General features: G+C 63.8%; 22 protein-coding genes. 7 read left to right on the top strand and 15 right to left on the bottom strand.

What is annotated here, in order from left to right; all coding sequences use genetic code 11:
* Positions 1-102: 102 nt before the first annotated feature.
* Together H5P29_RS16535 and H5P29_RS16530 are read left to right on the top strand one after the other, a co-directional pair.
* Positions 103-1,173 (top strand): YeiH family protein, encoded by a 1,071-nt coding sequence (locus tag H5P29_RS16535; protein WP_154383988.1) that lies wholly within the window; start codon positions 103-105, stop codon positions 1,171-1,173.
* A 16-nt stretch (positions 1,174-1,189) separates the two neighbouring features.
* Positions 1,190-2,083 (top strand): LysR family transcriptional regulator, encoded by an 894-nt coding sequence (locus H5P29_RS16530; RefSeq protein ID WP_067961350.1) that lies wholly within the window; start codon positions 1,190-1,192, stop codon positions 2,081-2,083.
* A 12-nt stretch (positions 2,084-2,095) separates the two neighbouring features.
* Here H5P29_RS16530 and H5P29_RS32815 read toward each other — a convergent pair whose 3' ends face one another.
* Positions 2,096-2,221: a hypothetical protein gene (locus H5P29_RS32815; RefSeq protein WP_256438249.1), complete on the bottom strand. Its 126-nt coding sequence runs from the start codon at positions 2,219-2,221 to the stop codon at positions 2,096-2,098.
* 99 nt (positions 2,222-2,320) lie between these two features.
* On the opposite strand from H5P29_RS32815, the gene H5P29_RS32810 reads away from it, so the two are divergent.
* Positions 2,321-2,455: a hypothetical protein gene (locus H5P29_RS32810; RefSeq protein WP_256438248.1), complete on the top strand. Its 135-nt coding sequence runs from the start codon at positions 2,321-2,323 to the stop codon at positions 2,453-2,455.
* 21 nt (positions 2,456-2,476) lie between these two features.
* Here the strand turns inward: H5P29_RS32810 and H5P29_RS16525 are convergent, their stop codons facing one another.
* Positions 2,477-2,962 carry an N-acetyltransferase gene (locus tag H5P29_RS16525; RefSeq protein ID WP_182573960.1) on the bottom strand — a complete coding sequence of 162 codons (486 nt, stop codon included), beginning with the start codon at positions 2,960-2,962 and terminating at the stop codon, positions 2,477-2,479.
* A gap of 335 nt (positions 2,963-3,297) precedes the next feature.
* Between H5P29_RS16525 and H5P29_RS16520 the strand changes: the two genes are divergently transcribed.
* The gene (locus tag H5P29_RS16520; protein WP_246765256.1) at positions 3,298-3,735 is read left to right on the top strand and encodes an NlpC/P60 family protein; all 438 of its coding nucleotides are present in this window, start codon (positions 3,298-3,300) and stop codon (positions 3,733-3,735) included.
* A gap of 295 nt (positions 3,736-4,030) precedes the next feature.
* Positions 4,031-4,696, top strand: coding sequence for a DeoR/GlpR family DNA-binding transcription regulator (locus tag H5P29_RS16515; RefSeq protein WP_246786988.1), 666 nt, complete (start codon positions 4,031-4,033; stop codon positions 4,694-4,696).
* 16 nt (positions 4,697-4,712) lie between these two features.
* On the opposite strand, the gene H5P29_RS16510 is transcribed toward H5P29_RS16515, so the two are convergent.
* The 7 genes from H5P29_RS16510 to H5P29_RS16480 all read right to left on the bottom strand — a co-directional run bounded on the left by H5P29_RS16510 (position 4,713) and on the right by H5P29_RS16480 (position 9,056).
* Entirely contained in the window at positions 4,713-5,111 is a 399-nt protein-coding gene (locus H5P29_RS16510) for a GFA family protein (protein WP_246340641.1), read from the bottom strand.
* Between the two features lie 124 nt (positions 5,112-5,235).
* On the bottom strand, positions 5,236-5,463 hold the full coding sequence (locus tag H5P29_RS16505; RefSeq protein WP_067961344.1) for a hypothetical protein: 228 nt from the start codon (positions 5,461-5,463) through the stop codon (positions 5,236-5,238).
* 247 nt (positions 5,464-5,710) lie between these two features.
* Positions 5,711-6,175: an aminoacyl-tRNA deacylase gene (locus H5P29_RS16500; RefSeq protein WP_067966415.1), complete on the bottom strand. Its 465-nt coding sequence runs from the start codon at positions 6,173-6,175 to the stop codon at positions 5,711-5,713.
* A gap of 242 nt (positions 6,176-6,417) precedes the next feature.
* A complete protein-coding gene (locus H5P29_RS16495) occupies positions 6,418-7,350 on the bottom strand; it encodes an alpha/beta fold hydrolase (RefSeq protein ID WP_154383985.1) in 933 nt (310 codons plus the stop codon).
* 299 nt (positions 7,351-7,649) lie between these two features.
* Positions 7,650-8,117, bottom strand: a complete 468-nt coding sequence (locus tag H5P29_RS16490; protein WP_154383984.1) for an SRPBCC family protein — start codon at positions 8,115-8,117, stop codon at positions 7,650-7,652.
* A gap of 82 nt (positions 8,118-8,199) precedes the next feature.
* A complete protein-coding gene (locus H5P29_RS16485) occupies positions 8,200-8,448 on the bottom strand; it encodes a ParB N-terminal domain-containing protein (RefSeq protein ID WP_067961339.1) in 249 nt (82 codons plus the stop codon).
* Between the two features lie 101 nt (positions 8,449-8,549).
* Positions 8,550-9,056, bottom strand: a complete 507-nt coding sequence (locus H5P29_RS16480) for a hypothetical protein (RefSeq protein WP_067961337.1) — start codon at positions 9,054-9,056, stop codon at positions 8,550-8,552.
* Between the two features lie 335 nt (positions 9,057-9,391).
* Here H5P29_RS16480 and H5P29_RS16475 point away from each other — a divergent pair, with 335 nt between their 5' ends.
* Both H5P29_RS16475 and H5P29_RS16470 read left to right on the top strand, forming a co-directional pair.
* Positions 9,392-9,562 (top strand): hypothetical protein, encoded by a 171-nt coding sequence (locus tag H5P29_RS16475; protein ID WP_154383983.1) that lies wholly within the window; start codon positions 9,392-9,394, stop codon positions 9,560-9,562.
* 66 nt (positions 9,563-9,628) lie between these two features.
* Entirely contained in the window at positions 9,629-10,669 is a 1,041-nt protein-coding gene (locus H5P29_RS16470) for a DUF1176 domain-containing protein (RefSeq protein WP_154383982.1), read from the top strand.
* Between the two features lie 2 nt (positions 10,670-10,671).
* Here the strand turns inward: H5P29_RS16470 and H5P29_RS16465 are convergent, their stop codons facing one another.
* The 6 genes from H5P29_RS16465 to H5P29_RS16440 form a co-directional block, all read right to left on the bottom strand.
* Positions 10,672-11,529: a S9 family peptidase gene (locus tag H5P29_RS16465; protein WP_246670692.1), complete on the bottom strand. Its 858-nt coding sequence runs from the start codon at positions 11,527-11,529 to the stop codon at positions 10,672-10,674.
* A 257-nt stretch (positions 11,530-11,786) separates the two neighbouring features.
* Entirely contained in the window at positions 11,787-13,397 is a 1,611-nt protein-coding gene (locus tag H5P29_RS16460; protein WP_067961333.1) for an NTP transferase domain-containing protein, read from the bottom strand.
* The gene (locus tag H5P29_RS16455) at positions 13,394-14,104 is read right to left on the bottom strand and encodes an XdhC family protein (protein WP_067961331.1); all 711 of its coding nucleotides are present in this window, start codon (positions 14,102-14,104) and stop codon (positions 13,394-13,396) included. Before H5P29_RS16455 ends, H5P29_RS16460 begins: the two co-directional genes overlap by 4 nt.
* 3 nt (positions 14,105-14,107) lie before the next feature.
* Positions 14,108-14,443 carry an XdhC family protein gene (locus H5P29_RS16450; protein ID WP_067961329.1) on the bottom strand — a complete coding sequence of 112 codons (336 nt, stop codon included), beginning with the start codon at positions 14,441-14,443 and terminating at the stop codon, positions 14,108-14,110.
* Positions 14,444-14,463: 20 nt separating this feature from the next.
* Positions 14,464-15,699, bottom strand: coding sequence for a VWA domain-containing protein (locus tag H5P29_RS16445; protein WP_154383981.1), 1,236 nt, complete (start codon positions 15,697-15,699; stop codon positions 14,464-14,466).
* A 10-nt stretch (positions 15,700-15,709) separates the two neighbouring features.
* On the bottom strand, positions 15,710-16,636 hold the full coding sequence (locus H5P29_RS16440) for a MoxR family ATPase (protein ID WP_154383980.1): 927 nt from the start codon (positions 16,634-16,636) through the stop codon (positions 15,710-15,712).
* Between the last annotated feature and the right edge of the window lie 8 nt (positions 16,637-16,644).

Genomic DNA, 16,644 nt, shown 5'->3' with positions numbered 1-16,644 from the left:
GCCAGACCATTCGCCTCACCCGAACGATTCAAGCGATATTACGCGTTGGATTGATTGAAAGCGGGCGCATAGCTTGCACCTGAAATCGACAGGTCCAAGCCCATGAATGCCCTAACCAGAACCGAAACCACACTTTCCCCCACCCGCAGCCAGGCGGGGCGCCAGCCGGCGCGTGGCCGTCACGACAACGCCAGACTGCTGCCCGGGCTGCTGCTTGCGGCGGGCATCGCTGCCCTTGCCTTTGCGCTGCGGCATTTGCCCGGCCTCGGCAGTTTCAGCCCGATGATCATTGCGATCGTGTTGGGCATCGCCTTTCACAATCTTGCCGGCACCCCGGACCAGGCCAAACCAGGTGTGGCGTTTTCGATGCGCAAGGTGCTGCGTTTCGCCATCATCCTGCTTGGCCTGCAGCTGACAGCAAGCCAGGTCGCCGAAGTCGGCATCACTGGTGTGGCCATCATCGCTGCCACGCTTGTTGCCACCTTCACCTTCACCGTGTGGCTCGGTCGGCTGATCGGCGTCGAGCAAAAGCTTGCCGAGCTGATCGCCGCCGGCACCTCGATCTGCGGCGCGTCCGCCGTCATCGCCACCAACACGGTGACCAAGGCATCGGACGAGGATGTCGCCTATGCGGTTGCCTGCGTCACCGTCTTCGGCTCGATCGCAATGTTTGCCTATCCGCTGCTGCCCGGGTTGCTCCAGCTTGGCCCCCACGCCTACGGTCTGTGGGCGGGCGCCTCGATCCACGAGATCGCCCAGGTCGTGGCAGCCGCCTTCCAGGACGGCCAGCAGGCCGGCGAGTTCGGCACCGTCGCCAAGCTCACCCGTGTCCTGATGCTGGCGCCTGTCGTGATCACGCTCAGCCTTGCCGCCCGCCAGCGCGCGAGATCGTCCAGAGCGACCCAAGGCGGCACAACTGCCCCGATGCCGTGGTTCGTGCTCGGCTTCATAGCCATGGTTGGCGTCAACAGCCTCGTCGACATTCCGGCGGATGCGAAGACATGGATCGTCGCACTCACCACCTTCCTGCTCACCATGGCGCTTGCCGCCATGGGCCTCGAGACCGACATTCGCAAGCTCAGGGCCAAGGGACTTCGTCCACTCTTTCTTGGCCTGGCCGCGTTCCTTTTCATCGCGACTTTCTCTCTAATGCTGGTCAAGCTTCTGGGCTGAGACCGAAAGGAAAGCCGTGACTCTCGAACAGCTCAGGATCTTCGTTGCGGTCGCCGAACGCGAACATGTCACTCGGGCCGCCCAGGCACTGAACCTGACGCAATCGGCGACCAGCGCCGCGGTGTCGGCGCTGGAGGCGCGTTACCAGACGAAGCTGTTCGACCGCGTCGGCCGCCGCATCGTGCTCACCGACGCCGGCCGCATCTTCCTGTCCGAGGCGCGTGCCGTGCTGGCCCGTGCCGGCTCCGCCGAGGTGGTGCTGGCCGATCTCGCCGGCCTGAAGCGCGGCTCGCTCAAGCTTGCCGGCAGCCAGACTGTCGCCAATTATTGGCTGCCATCGGTCGCTCATCGTTTCCAACAGCGCTTTCCCGGCATCGCGCTCGGCATCACCATCGGCAACACCGAGACGGTCGCAGCTCAGATCCATGACGGTTCGGCCGATCTCGGCTTTGTCGAGGGCGAGGTCAACGATCCCGCCCTCGCCATTGAAGCGGTCGCCGAGGACGAACTGGTGCTGGTCGCCGTCGCCGATCATCCCTGGACCGTCACGCCGCCGTCCTCTCCCGAGGACCTGAAGTCGCAGCGCTGGATCGTGCGTGAACAAGGTTCGGGCACGCGCGCCCATTTCGAAGCGATACGGGCGCTGCGCGGCGTCGAGACCGACAGCCTCGACATCGTGCTCGAGCTGCCCTCGAACGAGGCCGTACGTGCGGCGGTGGAAGCCGGTGCCGGCGTCGCCATCATGTCGCGCCTCGTGGCGCACGCCTCGCTCAAGGCCGGCACGCTTGTCGCCGTCGACTTCGCGCTGCCCAGGCGCAGCTTCTTCGTACTGCGCCACCAGGAGCGTTATGCCACGCGCGCCGCGCGCGAATTTCTGGCGCTGGTCCGGGGTGAAGCCAGCCACGGCTGATCGACGTCGGCTTCACGTGCGAAATGCTGGCGTCATCGTCCCCTGCCAGATGCCGCGCATGCGGATGATCATCGCCATTTCGGGAATTTCCGACCCGGAAAAACCACGCTCACGCGCGCCCTGGCCGAGCGCTTTCACAGCTGTCATCTTCTGGGACGACGTCGATGGCATCTCACGCCATCCCGATGACTATCTGGGCTGGCATCGCACAGGTTCTACGCCGATGGCGGTCACGAGTTGTTCGCCGACAAGGAGCTCGTCGATTCAGCAGACATCGTCATCGACGGAATGTGGCCAATAGCCAGCCAGATGGAGAGGCTCGAACGCCCGCTGCGTGAACTGGCTGACCTGGAACATGCGGGCCGCCGGTAAGCCGCCGGCCCGTATGCCCGGTCAGTTCGCGAAGCTCAGCACGGCCTCGACCTCGTCGTCATAGGTCTCGCCCGTCGTGACGAAACCGAGTCGCTTGTAGAAGCCTTCCGGGCTCGCCTCACCCAGGCCGTAGCTGGTGAAGAGTTCGGCAAATCCCCTCGCCTTCATCTCGCGGACGACGAGCGCGATCGCCTTTTCGCCATACCCCATGCGCTGGAACGGTCCCGCGATCATGAAGCGCCAGAGGAAGGCGCCAGGGCAGTCGATGACGTCATAGTCGGAGCCGATATGCAGCATGACGAAGCCCACCGGTACCTCGTCGGCATAGACGGCGCGGAACCAGGCGTTTTCGGAAAAATGCGCCTCGGCGATAGAGGTGCCGTTGTCGGCGACCTTGTTGCGCTGGGCCTCGCTCAACGTCTCGCTGAGATCGCAAATGTCGGAGACGGTCTGGGCGGAGATACGGCGCAACGAGACTTCGACGGCCGAATTGATCTTTTCGGTCATGGCACTTTCCATGCTTGGATGTCTGACCCGGCAAAGCCGGCGCGGTTGATGTCGTCCGCCAACGGGTCGGGCTGTTGCCCGAAGCGCACATAGTTTCGGAATTCCGTGGCGTCAAGCAACTCTCATTTCAAATTATGTATTGCTCGAGCGATACAAACAAAAGTATGAGCCGCCCCCCGACGCAAGAACCACTTGATCGGTAAAATCAAAACATGTTCTGGAAAAGATTCGGACATTACTAATTTAACATCCTGGAATGGAGGACCGAATGGCGCGCATCGCAGCAATCACGATCGAGGTCAACAAAACTATCATTTCAACAGAATATCTGCTCCGTGAAAACACGCACAGAAAACTACATCGATAACGCCATCACCTGGGCCATGTCCCAGCTTGGCAATGAGGATTACTGCTTCCGCTGCCTCGCCTTCGTCGAGGACGCCTATGAAGAGAGCAACGAGATCGAAATCTTCGGCGGCGACTGCGCCAAGGAATCAGCGGACGAATATGGCGTCAACCCACCGACCGGCGAACCGCCGCGCGGCGCCTTCGTCTTCTTCGACATGACCGGCGAGCTATTCGACGTCACGACCAACTGGGGCCATGTCGGGCTTTGCCTTGGCGAAGGCCGCATCGTCCATGCCTGGGATGAAGTGCGCATCGACGACATCAACGCCGTCGAGGCACTGGAGCCCGCCGAAGGCTGGACTCAGCCACGCTACATCGGCTGGGCACCCGTCGAGCGCATCCTGCAAGGCCACAAGATCAGGTAAGTCAGGCATCCGCGGCCACGGCCCCATGGCCGCGGATGCCTTTTTCGACGCCGAGGGCTTTCTTGTCCTCGTCCAGCCGGCACACAGGTGCCGGCAGGACAGAGTTGCAGTTCCTGGAAGCTGACTGCCGGATTGAGGTCCATCCTGGTCCGCGCGCACTGGAAGCGGTAAAGCCGATTCCAGTTCGGCAAGACAGAGCCGCAACAGCGCTTAAAAGCTGACCGCCAGCTTGACGTCGACGCCATGGTCCGAGGCACCGTTGCTCACTTGGCCGAGGAGGTCACCACTATACGGGGTGACCACGCAGACCGCACGTCGCGACATCATGGCGCTGGAGCAGGGCGGCAAGGTGCGGCGCCTGCATGGCGGGGCGACGATTTCAGCACCCGTCGATCCGGCGGTGCTGCGCCAGCGCCGCGTCGAAAACGCCGCCGCCAAGGAGCGCATCGGCAGCCTGACCGCCGAGCTTGTGCCCGATGGTGCTGCTGTCTTCATCGACACCGGCACCACCTGCGAGGCGATGGCGCGCGCGCTGGTCAAGCGCCGCGACCTGCGCGTCGTCACCTACTCGCTGCGCGTCGCAACGACGCTGAGCGAAAGCACCAATTTCGCCATCGCCGTGCCAGGCGGTTTCGTCCGCCAGGTCGACGGTGGCGTCTTCCGCGAGGAAACGTCGGAATATATCAGGCGCTTCAAGTTCGACGTCGCCATCATTTCGGTCAGCGGCGTCGACCATGACGGCGACATCGGCGACGACGATCATGCCGAAGTCGCGGCCGTTGCCGCGGCCATAGGCCAGTCCGCGCGCACCATCATGGCCGTCGACAGCTCGAAATTCGGCCGCCGCGCCCTGGTCCACCTCGGCTCGCTCCATGACATCCACACGCTCGTCACCGATACGCTGCCGGAAGAGCGCCTGCTCGCCCGACTGCGCGACAGCGGCGTCGAAATCTGCGTCTAGATCACGCGCAACAAGACTATGCCGGCGCTGCCTCGGCAAACTGCGGCAGGCCGTCATCAAGCTTGAGCCAGGGCTGCTTCGACGACACCCAGATATGCATGGTCGGGCGAAACAGGCCGGGATCGTCGAGCGAACCCGACGTTACGGCCAGCACGCCGGCGGATTCGCGCCCCGACAGCACGGTCGTGCCGCATTCGGCGCAGAAGCCGCGCTTCACCCCTGGCGACGAAAATGCAGTCTTCACCGGCCCGCTCATCGTCACCTGCTCGGTGCGGAACATCAATCGCGCATTGAACGCCGCCCCAACCGCCTTCTGACAGCTGCGGCAATGGCAGACGCGTTCGTTCAGCGGTGCGGCGTCCACGGCGTAGCGCACGGCTCCGCACATGCAGCCGCCTTCATATCGTTGCGCCATGTCAAATCCCCTCACCTGAGATACCGCTGTTGCGGCATCAGGCATAAGGTGCAGTGCTGTCGATTGTCGATGAAAAAGGTGGGGGTGACTGCCTCAGGCGACAGTCACATCGCAGGTTGCGGCTTTACGCGCAAAGCGACGTGCACGACGCATTGGCCGTGCGGAAAGCCAAGCGGCTCTGCCGGCGGGCGCTGGCCCGCGAGGATACGCTTTCCCAGACCTGGGCGCCCGAAGTGGCATGCCGCGCCAGAAGGCGGATGTCGTCGGGGCAATAGCCGTCGCGTTCCATGACTTTCAGGATGATCGGATCCTGCAGCAGGTCTTCGAGTGTCAGTTCATGCTGGTCGTCCATAGTCGCCTCCATTCGTGACCATTTCGACATTGCTCACCATAGCCCCGAACCATGACCGCCGAATGGCGGATCGGTGACACGAAGCAGGTATTTTCCCGAACGGCGAAAAAACCTCTCGCTGTCGACCGAACCGCCCCTGAGGGCGTCCGGCCTGCCGCCCCGGTCAACACCTCAAGCGGCAATAGGCATCGTCATTCAATGACTTGCGTAAAGGCGCGCCCCGCCCCTTCACGCCGGGCTCAACTTTTCACCAGCTGATGCGGGCCTGCGGCATGCCATACATCAGCCGCGAAAACTCGTCCCCGGTGACATGCACGAGGGTGCGGTGGTCGCCGCCCTCGAAATAGACATCGCTGCCGCGGCGCAGTTGCTCGTCGACCACACAGGCCACCCTGTAGGGCACGCCGAGGATCGGCACCGCACCTTCGTCGCAGTCGGGAAACAGCGAACTCGCCTCTTCTTCGGTCGCCAGCCTCACCTTGTCGCCGATGATCTCGCGCATTCGGGCAAGATCGACATGGCGGGTCGCCGGCAGCACGGCCAGCACATAGCCGTCCTCCCATTTCAGCACCACGCCTTTGGCCAGCGCACTGCCGGGCACATGGCTCGCTTGCGCCGTCATCATCGAGCAGCCGGTGCGCGCATGCCTGGCGGCATCGTAGCGGATGTGATTGTCTTCGAGATATTCCTGCATCGTCAATGAGATAGCCATGACCACTTCCTTTCGTGGCATCATCGCGTCACTGCGGCCTGCATGTAGAAAGCGGCATCGACTGCCGTGCGGCAAGTTGGGCCGCATCATCGCCAGCTCATTTTCGATCAGTTTGCTGGCCGCATCTCCGACACCCTGCAAGGGGCATTTTCAGCGTGCCCGAACGATACCATTCGAAGCCGTGGTCCGGCAAGGAAATTGGCCGGGCGCCGCCGATTTCCGGCAGGCGCCCGGCCATTGCGCTACTGCGATTCCTTGACCTGCTCGTCCCAGGTCTTGACCTTGGTCTCGCCATTGAGGAAGGGCAGCACGGTCGTCGCCAGTTCCGGTGCGAAGAACACGTCGTAGTGGGTGCGGTTGGGGATGATCGCCAGCCGGTTCTGCGACATGTTCTCGCGCATCCAGCCGGCATCCTTCAGCCCGCCGCCGAGCAACTGGTAGAACTTCACGATGTGCTCGGGCCGATACATGTCGCTGTCGCCATAAACCAGCATGACCGGCATCTTCAGCGTCTTGACGTCCTCGGCCCAGTCATAGGGCTGGCGCATGAACTCGCCCATCTGGTCGAGCAGTTTCGGGAAATCCTCGACCTTGGGCGCCACCGCCGCATAGGTCTGGTACATCGGCGTCTGCTTCATCATCTCTGCCATGCCGGCGCCGACCTGCGCCTGCATCGGCAGCATTTCGGGATAGAAGCCGTCCTGGGCATAGGCCGCCGACACCAGCGCCAGCCGGCGCACCGTCTCGGGATGCTGCACGGCCAGACGGAAGGCGACGCCGGAGCCGAAGGAATAACCGAGCGCGTCGACCTTGTCGTAGCCAAGCTTCTTGACCAGCCCGGCCATATCGTCGCCCATGTCGATCATGCTCATCTTGCGATCGGTCAGCGTGGTGCGGCCATGTCCGTAGAGGTCGACCGCAATCACCTGGCGATTCTTCGACAGCGCCGGCAGCACCGGCCCGAACATGTCGATCGACCCCAGCCCGCCATGCAACAGGAGCAGCGGCTCGCCCTCGCCGTGGATCTCGTAATAATAGTTTACACCGTTGATCTCGGCATGACCTGCCTTGACGCCGGCATCCGTGGCTTTCGCCGTCTCGGCCATCGCCACTCCTCCCGTCACAACTGCAAATGCCGCCGCCGCCAGCATGGTGATGAAACTGCGCTTGTTCATGTCCTCGTCCTCTCTTGTCCGAGCCTCGTCGCTCTTGCCTCTAGGACGAACGAGGCGAACGCATGCCTACATCGTGGGCGAAATTTTCCACGGGTGGAACAATTTTTGCAGTGACTTGCCGCGCCGCGATCCTTCCCACCCCCCTCTGCCCTGCCGGCCAGAGGGGGTGCGAAAGATCAGTACGCCGAAGGTTGGCTTCGTAGGGCAACGTCAGACCATGCTCACGAGGCCGCCGCCGCCCTAGGAATCGAAAAGGCCAGGTCTGCCGACCTGGCCTTTTCGCAATCAGGCAATAATCCTCAGAGCGTCTTGGCGAGCGCCTCGAGCTGATCCGCGCACTGACCCCAGCCTTCGTGGAAACCCATCTTTTCGTGGGCTTCGCGGTCCTCGACGTTCCAGTGACGGGCAACGGCGGTGTAGCGGGTCTTGCCGCCGCCAATGTCCTCGAAGGTCACGGTCGCCGCCATGAACGGCTTTTCCGATGGCTGCCAGGCCTCGGTAAAGGCGTCGGTGAAGACCAGCTTCTCGTTCGGCACGACTTCGAGATAGACACCCGAGCTCGGGTAGTCGACGCCCTCGGGGCTGCGCATGGTGATCGCGCTGGTGCCGCCGGCACGCACGTCGAGCTTGGCGCTGGCCGTCGTCCAGGGCAGCGGCGCGAACCACTTCGGCAAAAGTTCAGCATCGGTCCAGCAGCGATAGAGTTTTTCGCGCGGTGCAGCGATGATGCGGGTCAGGACCAGTTCGCGATCGTTGGCAGAAGTCATTTCAGTCTCCTCGTTGAAATCAGCTTCGGACCTAGGACGAGCCAGCCGCGCTCGATCCGACAGGCCGCCGGAAAAAATCTGGCTAGTGTTTCCGCGCCTGGACGAGATAGGAATCGATGCTGGTCTCGCCGAGCCAGCGCACGGCCTCAAGCCGATGCAACCCCTCGACCAGCACGTAGCGCTTGCCGTCGTGCCGCACCTGGATCGGCGTCTTCATGCCGTTCTCGACGATGTCTTCGGCGAGATGCCGCACCGTTTCGGGATGCAACGTCTTCTTGCGCGCCGCGGGCACGTAGATGTCGTCGAGCGGTATCTTCTGGACTCTGAGCATGGGGCCTCCCGGCAGTGCGATGCAGCGTCTCACAGATAGGACGTCTCACTGCATCGGCCAAGCGGGGCACTGGCCGGTCCGGCATCAGGCTGAAGGCGGCGTCAGCTTTTTTTCTTGGCGGCGCGGCGCTTGGCGTCGTCGATCATCATGTTGGCGAGTTGCATGCGCACCATGGCGCGCTGGCGCAGATGCGGCGCCACGCGGTCGGGGTGGTTGGCGAGCGCAAAGATACGGCGCAGCCTGGCGAGATCGGCCGGCTTGGCTTCGGCCAGGCCGAGCTCGGCGGCGATCGCGTCCGGGTCGATCGACGGCGGTTCGGGCGCTGGGGGCTCCAGAGGACCCGCCGCGGCTTCGACGGCGTCGGCCACAGCCCTGGCCCTGACCATGTCGAGCAGGGAAACGAATTCGTCCTCGAGCGCCTCGCCCGCCTCACGATAGCCGGCGGCCGCGGTCTCGCCCGAAACGCGGATGCGGCCGGAATGCAGTTCCTCGGCAACGGCGAGATAGTCGAACGGGATGGTCGGCGCGGGCGCAATCTCGCCAGGCTCGGGCGCGACGAACAGGTCGTCGAGCAACGAAGCGAAGTCGCGATTGGTCTCGGTGCCCATGCAAGGCCCTCCGCACGAAACGGCATGATACGCAATATTTGCCGGAACCGTAATCAGGCTCGGTTAAGAATCGTTTCGTGACGCCAGTGGCTTCTTAGAAATGTCGGCACAAAAAAACCGGGCCGCATGGGGGGTAATATGCGGCCCGAAGTCGCCTTGCGGCGAGGAAAGCCAGCAGTGCCGGCTATTCAGTTACGCAACCGACACCTGACTTGTTACACCGGTCGTGAAAGATTTTTCCATGCACTGCATGGCAGCCATGTCGATGCTGCACTGCACAATCACGCCGGAATCGCCTATATGTCGCCATGGGAGGACAAACCGGAGCCTGAGAGATGGGTTTCTATACCGAATTGTTCGCCCGCCCTCGCCCCAAGGAACAGGTCCGCTATCGTGCGGCGCTTGCTTTGCTGAACGCGATGAACTCGGCCGACCGCGCCGACATCGGCATCAAGCCGGCAGATTTTCCCCGTATCGCCCGCGAAATGTCGACGCGCCAGGCATGATGGTTCCGCGCGTCACTGCGCTGCCGCAATCGATGATGCATCATTGCGGCAGGCAGGAGATTCGCGATGAGGACTTTTTCGACACGGGCAGCATTGACCGCCGCCTTGACCAGCCTCTGGTCGTTCCAGGCGCTGGCCGCCGATCTGCCCTATCTCGATGACCGATCCGATGCGGCCGCCGTGGTGCGCTCGCTCTACAATGCGGTCAGCCGCAAGGAATATGCCCGTGCCTGGGACTATTTCGGCGATGCCAAGCCCGCCAAGGACTTTGCCGAATTCGCCAAGGGATATGAGAAAACCGAGCGCGTCGAGATCGAGACAGGCGCGGTCAGTTCGGACGGCGCTGCCGGCTCGATCTTCTACAACATCCCGGTCGCCATTCGCGCCATAGACAAGGACGGCACCGAGAAGGTTTTCGCCGGCTGCTACACCGCCCGGCAGGTCAACGGCTCGATCCAGGAGCCGCCCTTCACCCCGATCCAGCTCGAGAAAGGTGCACTCAAGCCAGCCGAAGGCAATCTGAGCGAAGCGCTGCCCAAGCAGTGTGGCGATGCCCCGCCCACAGAGATCGACGCCGTGCTCGACCTTGCCACCAAGACATTCGCTGCAAGCCACAAGGCCCAGTGCGACGTTGCCCGTGAAGGTGACGAGGCGATCCAGAGCTACAAGATTTCCTACCACAACAAATCGGACGCCGCCGACGCGCCGGCCAGCGAAGCCCGGCTGTTCCGCTTCTTCTGCCAGATGGGCGCCTACAACGAGACCCATGTCTATTATCTCTGGAACGAGGCCGACGGGCTGAACGAGCAGCATTTCGCCGCCCCCGAGCTCGACATCCACTACGAGGGCGACAATCCCGACGGCAAACTCGAGAGCGTCAACGTCATCGGCTATCGCACGGAAAACGCGCTGGTCAATTCGTCCTTCGACGACAAGACGATGACGATCACTTCGCACGCCAAATGGCGCGGCGTCGGCGATGCCTCATCCGACGGCACCTGGCTGTTCCGCGACGGCGCGTTTGCGCTGGTCCGGTACGACGTCGATGCGTCCTATGACGGCGATATCAACCCCGAGACGGTGCTCGACTACAATTCGGGACCTTGAGGCTATTTCGCAGACAGCATCCAGTTGAGCGTCTCGCGCCAGTCGGTCATGCGGATCGGCGTGCCGTGGGTTCCGGTCTCGAAGCGGACGAAGCGCGTCGGATAGGCCTTGTTCTTGGCCAGGATCGAGCGGAAGAACGCCTCCTGCTTGTCGGCGGGAAAAACAGGATCCTTGCTGCCCTGGCCGAAGAACACCGGCACCTTGGCCGCGAAGGCCGGTGATTTGAGGAAGGCGTCGTCCCAGAGCGAGCCGAGCAACATCAGCCCGCCCAGCTTCTTGGCTGCCTTGGCGTCGCGCGCCAGTCCCCAGCACAGCTGGCCGCCCATCGAGCCGCAGGCGACGACGATCCTGGCGCCAGGTGACTGCGCCGCGTAGTGGTCGATAAGCGCCGCCACCTCTGCAACGCCCTTGTCGCCGAAGTCGGAAAAGTCGGGCGACAGATAGAGCCCGCCATTGGCGGCCATCAGGTTCTTGATACGGTTGAAATTGCCGCCGAAGGTGAAATCGTCGACACCCTGCTTGCGGCTACCGCCCTGGCCATGAAGATAAAGCACGATGACTGAAGCGCCCTCGGTCTTGCCGACGGCGAAGTGCCTGACGTCGCCGGCATCAAGCTTCAGCACCAGGTCCTGTTGTGCCTTGCGGACGCCCGTCGAGACGTATTTGCCCTGAACCCGCCGCTCCGGCACCTGGTCGCGCTCGTTGATGTCGCGCATCTCCTGGTAGTCGACGACGCGGTAGGTCTCGCCCTCTGACGAGAGGATGGCAGGATAGGCGAAGAGCTCGTCCTTGTAGGGGGCGAGGGTTTGGGCATGGGCGGGAAATGCTACGAATGCGGCAATCACGAACGGCAAGACCAAGCGGCGCAAGCTAGCCTGCAGCCAAGCGCTCGACGTTGCCCCCCTCTGGCCTGCCGGCCATCTCCCCCGCAAGGGGGGAGATTGGCTGGCATCGACGCCTCGACCGACCTGCGACGAAGCAGGACGTGAACTGGCTGCGCAGCTGCTGATCTCCCCCCTTGTGGGGGAGATGTCCGGCAGGACAGAGGGGGGCGCGAAGGAACGAGACTTCAAATCGAATGACATGACGTAGGGTTGGCTAGTCAACCACCCGTTTGTCAATCCTGCAGCACCCCGCCGGCGCCTTCGAGCGCCTCGGGTGTATCGACATCAACAGCCGCCCCTGCTCCGATCTCGATGTCGATGACATCGACGCCTTCGCTCTCGATCAGATGCCGGGCGCCGGTGTCGCCTTCGAGATGAGCGACGGCCGGTAACAGCGCGCGGGGCAGGATCACCGGGTTGCCGCGCTTGCCGTCATGGGTGGCGCGGACGACGGCGCGGCCGCCTTCGCGCTCGAACGCTCCGATCAGCCGATCGAGGTCGGCGGGCAGCACTTCGGGCATGTCGCCGAGCACGATCAGCGCGCCGGCGGCATCGTCGGGAAGCGCTGAAATACCCGCCTTGAGCGAACTGGCGAGGCCCGAGGCAAAGTCGGCATTGTGAGCGACTGGTAGGTCGAGCCCGGCAAGCGCGTCGCGGATACGATTGGCCTGATGGCCCGTGACGACGACAGTGCTTTCGGCTTTCGAGGCAAGAACGCGCTCGGCGGTACGGCGCACCAGCGGCTTGTCCTGGAACAATGCCAGCAGTTTGTTGGGCCCACCCATGCGACTGGAACGACCGGCGGCGAGCAGCACGGCGTGCACTTTTGGAGCGGCCGGAACAGCCGACAGGTCGCGCGGCTGCGGCCTTGTCGCGATTTCCATCAGCAGGCCGCCGACGCCCATGCCGGCAATGTCGGCCGCCGTTACGTCGATCCCTGCCATCAGCCGGTCGAGCACCCAGTCGAAACCGTTTTCCTTGGGGCTGCGCGCGCAGCCGGGCGCGCCGAGGACGGCGGTCTTGCCGATATGGCCAAGCACCAGAAGGTTGCCCGGATCGACCGGCATGCCGGAGCGGATGACGGTGCCGCCGGCGGCGCGGATTGCGGCCGGGATGACATCGTCGAAATCAGCCAAAGCCGAGGCGCCGAAAATGACCACGAGGTCGTTGTTGCGGGCGAGTTCCCTGGTGGCCTCTGCCACCGCCTCGGCCTCATGCGCCGTGCGCCGTTCGGCGACGAGCCGGCTGCCCGAGCGCGCCAGCCGCTGCTCGGTCAGGCGCGCGGTCTTGTCGAGCACGCTCGCCTTGGCGCTGGGCAGCACCGTCTGGACGAGGCCGACGCGCCTCGCCGCGAACGCATTGACGGCAAAGATCTCGCCTTTGGCGCATAGCTCGGTCGCCTGCCGCACCAGATCGCCTGACACGGCAAAGGGGATGATCTTCACCGTCGCGACCATCTGGTCTTTTTCGACCGTGGCATGCTGGGCCAGAGTGGCAACCGTTATCGAGGGGTCTATGGCGTTGATAGCGTCGATCAGGCCGGCATCGACGGTGAAGACGCCGGCTTCACGCGCATGCAGATTGACCCGGCCGGTCGCCGCCGGCTTCACCTCGATATGACGGTGCCGCATGCTGGCCGCGATCGCCCCAGCCGCCTGGTCTTCGCCGAGATCGCCCGGCTCCAGCACGGCGACGACGATCTCGCTCAGCCCCGAGGCTGCGAGGATGGCCACGTCTTCGGCGGCAAGCACATGGCCCTTGCGGTAGCGGAGGTCACCGGCGCTGGTGGAATGCGCAAGCACAGCGCCCTTGGCCTGGTCGACGGGGATTGCGCCAAATCTCACGCCGCCTCGCTTTTTGCCTTGGCGCCGAGGCCGCGCGCACGGAACGCCGAAATGACCTGCGCGAGAATGGCAACCGCGATCTCGGCGGGGTTGGCGGCACCGATGTCGAGCCCGATCGGCGCGTTGATGCGGTCGATCTGCTCCGGCGTCACGCCCATTGCCAGCAGGCGCTCTACGCGCCGGCCATGCGTCTTGCGGCTGCCCAGCGCACCGACATAAAAACACTCGGCATCGAGTGCTGCCTTGAGCGGCCAGTCGTCGATCTTGGGATCGTGGGTGATGGCGGCAAGTGCGGCATAACGATCGAGCGGACAATGCTTCAGCGCATCCTCGGGCCATTCGGCCTTGTGGACGACGTCGGGGAAACGTTCATCGCTGGTGAAGGCCGTGCGCGGGTCGATGATCTCCAGCGGAAAACCGGCGATCTTGGCCATCGGCGCAAGTGCCTGGCTGATATGGACGGCGCCGATCACCACCAGCCTGGGCTGCGGCAGGTGCACATTGAGGAAGAAGCTGCGGCCCTCGGCCTCGACCAGGCCGGACATGCCGCTGCGAAATGCCCTGGCGATCGCCTGGCCAAGGTCGCCTGCGACGGCATCGCCTTCCCTGACGACGCGGTCGCGGCCATCCCCGATGTCGGTGACGAGTATCGCGGCGCGGCGCGCGCGGCGCTCGGCATTCAGGGTTTTCAGGACATAGGGATCCATCGCTCAGCCCAACCGCTCGACATAAACCCTGATCTTGCCGCCACAGGACAGGCCGACCTGCCACGCCGTCTCGTCGGCGACACCGAACTCCAGCATCTTCGGCTGGCCGCTGCCGATGACATCGAGGGCCTCTGATATCACCGCCCCCTCGACGCAGCCGCCGGAGACCGAGCCATGGAAGGTGCCTTCGGCGTCGATGACGAGATGGCTGCCGACGGGGCGCGGCGCCGAGCCCCAGGTTTCGACCACGGTGGCGATGGCGACGTCCTTGCCGTCCTTCATCCAGCCTTCGGCGATGATCAGCGGGTCGCGGGCCTCATCGAGAAACTTGCTTGGCATGGAAACCTCCCTTTGCGACCTTACGCCGCCCGGCGCAGGCCGTCGATCATCCACAATCTGGGGTCGGTGTCGCGCGACGCCGGCGCGCCGAGCGAAGCGCAGAGATCGCCAAGCGCGTTGAGATTGTGCACCGGGCGGAACTCGTCGACATAAGGCAGCATGGCACGAACGCCGCGCGCGCGCGCTTCGAACCCCTCGAAGCGCAGCAACGGGTTGAGCCAGATCAGTCGGCGGCAGGATTTCTTGAGCCGCTCCATTTCCTCGGAGAGGCCTGACACATCGTCACGCTCGAGCCCGTCAGTGATCAAAAGTACCACGGCGCCCTGCCCGAGCACCCGGCGCGACCACAAACGGTTGAACTCGCCCAACGTGTCGCCGATGCGGGTGCCGCCGGACCAGTCCTTGACCGCGGCGGAGCAGTCGGCAAGGGCCGCGTCGGGATCGCGGTGACGCATCTGCCGGGTCAGGTTGGTCAACCTGGTGCCGAAGACGAAGGTGTGCACGCGCCGGCGCTTTTCGGCCAGCGCGTGCAGGAAATGCAGGAAGATGCGGGTGTACTGGCTCATCGAGCCTGAGATGTCGGCAAGCACGACCAGGGGCGGATGCACCTCGCGCACGGAGCGGAATTTCGGCAGGATCAGCTGGCCGCCGGTGCGGGCTGCCGCCCGCATCATGGCGCGCGGATCGACCGTGCCGCCATGCGGGTCCGGCTTGAAACGACGCGTGCGCACGGTGTCGAAGGGCAGCCTGAGCGCTGCGATCTCGCGCCGGGCGTCTGACATCTCGCTTGCTGTCATCTGGGCAAAGTCCTTGCCGCGCAGCATCTCGTTGCCCGACACGGTAAAACGGGCGTCGACCTCGATCTCGGGGATTTCGCGCGGCGGCTGGCTGTTGTGGTGGCCTTCGAACATCGCCTGGCTGACGCGGTTTTCGGCGGCGCGCGGCTTCTGCTTCTCGCGGCGGTCGGGCGCCACGGGCGAAAACATCGCCAGCATCTTTTCGATCAGCTCGCGCGACTTCCAGAACAGCCGGAAGGCTTCATCGAAGGTGGCGTGATCCTCGTGGCGGCTGACCAGCACGGCATGCAGCGTCCAGTAGAAATCGTCGCGCGAGCCGATGCCCGCGGCCAGCACCGCCTCGATCGCATCCATCACCGAAGCCGGGCCGACACGCATGCCGGCCTTGCGCAGCGCGCGGGCGAAATAGACGATGTTGTCGGCGATGCGACCGTCTGATGCAGCGCTGCTGGGCGTCATGTCACCGCACCTACTCCGCCGCAGCCAGCTCCGCCCTCACCTCGTTGAGGATGCGGCGGCCCTCGCCTTGCTCGATGCGCGCGATGTCGTCCTGATATTTGAGCAGCACGCCGATGGTGTCCGAAATCGTCTCGGGATCGAGTGCTATCTTGTCGAGCTCCGTCAGCGCCGACGCCCAGTCGATGGTTTCGGCGACGCCGGGCACCTTGAATAGCTCGATCTCGCGCAATTTCTGGATGAACCGGACGACCTCGGCGGACAGGCGCCGGTTGGCCTGCGGCACCTTGCGGCTGACGATTTCGAGCTCGCGCTCTGCATTGGGATAGTCGACCCAGTGATAGAGGCAGCGGCGCTTCAGCGCGTCGTGGATCTCACGGGTGCGGTTGGTGGTGATGATGACGATCGGCGGTTCCTCCGCCCTGATCGTGCCGAGTTCTGGAACGGTGACCTGGTAGTCGGAGAGGATTTCGAGCAGGAAAGCCTCAAAGGCCTCGTCGGTTCGGTCGAGTTCGTCGATGAGGAAGACAGGGGCAGCACCCGCCTTGCCGGTCAACGCGTCCAGCACCGGACGCCGGATCAGGTATTTTTCCGAGAAGACGTTCCTTTCCATGTCGGAGCGGTCGACCTTGCCGACAGCCTCCTCCATGCGAATCTCGATCATCTGCGCCGCATAGTTCCACTCATAGACGGCGGAGGAAACGTCGAGGCCTTCGTAGCATTGCAGCCGGATCAGGCGGCGTCCGAGCGCGCTGGCCAGAACCTTTGCGATCTCGGTCTTGCCGACGCCGGCCTCGCCTTCGAGGAATAGCGGCCGGTTCATCCGCAGGGATAAGAAAAGTACCGTCGCAAGCGCCCTGTCGGCGACGTAGTCGGCGCCGGCGAGCATTGTCAGCGTCTCGTCGATGGTCTGGGGAACTGGACGAGGCGTGTTGGTCATGGCGTTTC

The organism is Aminobacter sp. MDW-2 (assembly GCF_014250155.1).
GTDB classification, from domain to species: Bacteria; Pseudomonadota; Alphaproteobacteria; order Rhizobiales; family Rhizobiaceae; genus Aminobacter; species Aminobacter ciceronei.
Note: the sequence above shows the minus strand (reverse complement) of the source record. Positions and strands in the feature narration are given on the sequence as shown.

Bases quoted from the DNA above. Each gene is read 5' to 3' on its own strand.
- H5P29_RS16535 (WP_154383988.1), top strand. From the start codon at position 103: ATGAATGCCCTAACCAGAACCGAAACCACACTTTCCCCCACCCGCAGC.
- H5P29_RS16525 (WP_182573960.1), bottom strand. From the start codon at position 2,962: ATGACCGAAAAGATCAATTCGGCCGTCGAAGTCTCGTTGCGCCGTATC.
- H5P29_RS16510 (WP_246340641.1), bottom strand. From the start codon at position 5,111: ATGGCGCAACGATATGAAGGCGGCTGCATGTGCGGAGCCGTGCGCTAC.
- H5P29_RS16440 (WP_154383980.1), bottom strand. From the start codon at position 16,636: ATGACCAACACGCCTCGTCCAGTTCCCCAGACCATCGACGAGACGCTG.
- H5P29_RS16500 (WP_067966415.1), bottom strand. From the start codon at position 6,175: ATGGCTATCTCATTGACGATGCAGGAATATCTCGAAGACAATCACATC.
- H5P29_RS16485 (WP_067961339.1), bottom strand. From the start codon at position 8,448: ATGCTCAGAGTCCAGAAGATACCGCTCGACGACATCTACGTGCCCGCG.
- H5P29_RS16505 (WP_067961344.1), bottom strand. From the start codon at position 5,463: ATGGACGACCAGCATGAACTGACACTCGAAGACCTGCTGCAGGATCCG.
- H5P29_RS16480 (WP_067961337.1), bottom strand. From the start codon at position 9,056: ATGGGCACCGAGACCAATCGCGACTTCGCTTCGTTGCTCGACGACCTG.
- H5P29_RS16455 (WP_067961331.1), bottom strand. From the start codon at position 14,104: ATGGATCCCTATGTCCTGAAAACCCTGAATGCCGAGCGCCGCGCGCGC.
- H5P29_RS16470 (WP_154383982.1), top strand. From the start codon at position 9,629: ATGAGGACTTTTTCGACACGGGCAGCATTGACCGCCGCCTTGACCAGC.
- H5P29_RS16490 (WP_154383984.1), bottom strand. From the start codon at position 8,117: ATGACTTCTGCCAACGATCGCGAACTGGTCCTGACCCGCATCATCGCT.
- H5P29_RS16475 (WP_154383983.1), top strand. From the start codon at position 9,392: ATGGGTTTCTATACCGAATTGTTCGCCCGCCCTCGCCCCAAGGAACAG.
- H5P29_RS16450 (WP_067961329.1), bottom strand. From the start codon at position 14,443: ATGCCAAGCAAGTTTCTCGATGAGGCCCGCGACCCGCTGATCATCGCC.
- H5P29_RS16495 (WP_154383985.1), bottom strand. From the start codon at position 7,350: ATGAACAAGCGCAGTTTCATCACCATGCTGGCGGCGGCGGCATTTGCA.
- H5P29_RS16445 (WP_154383981.1), bottom strand. From the start codon at position 15,699: ATGACGCCCAGCAGCGCTGCATCAGACGGTCGCATCGCCGACAACATC.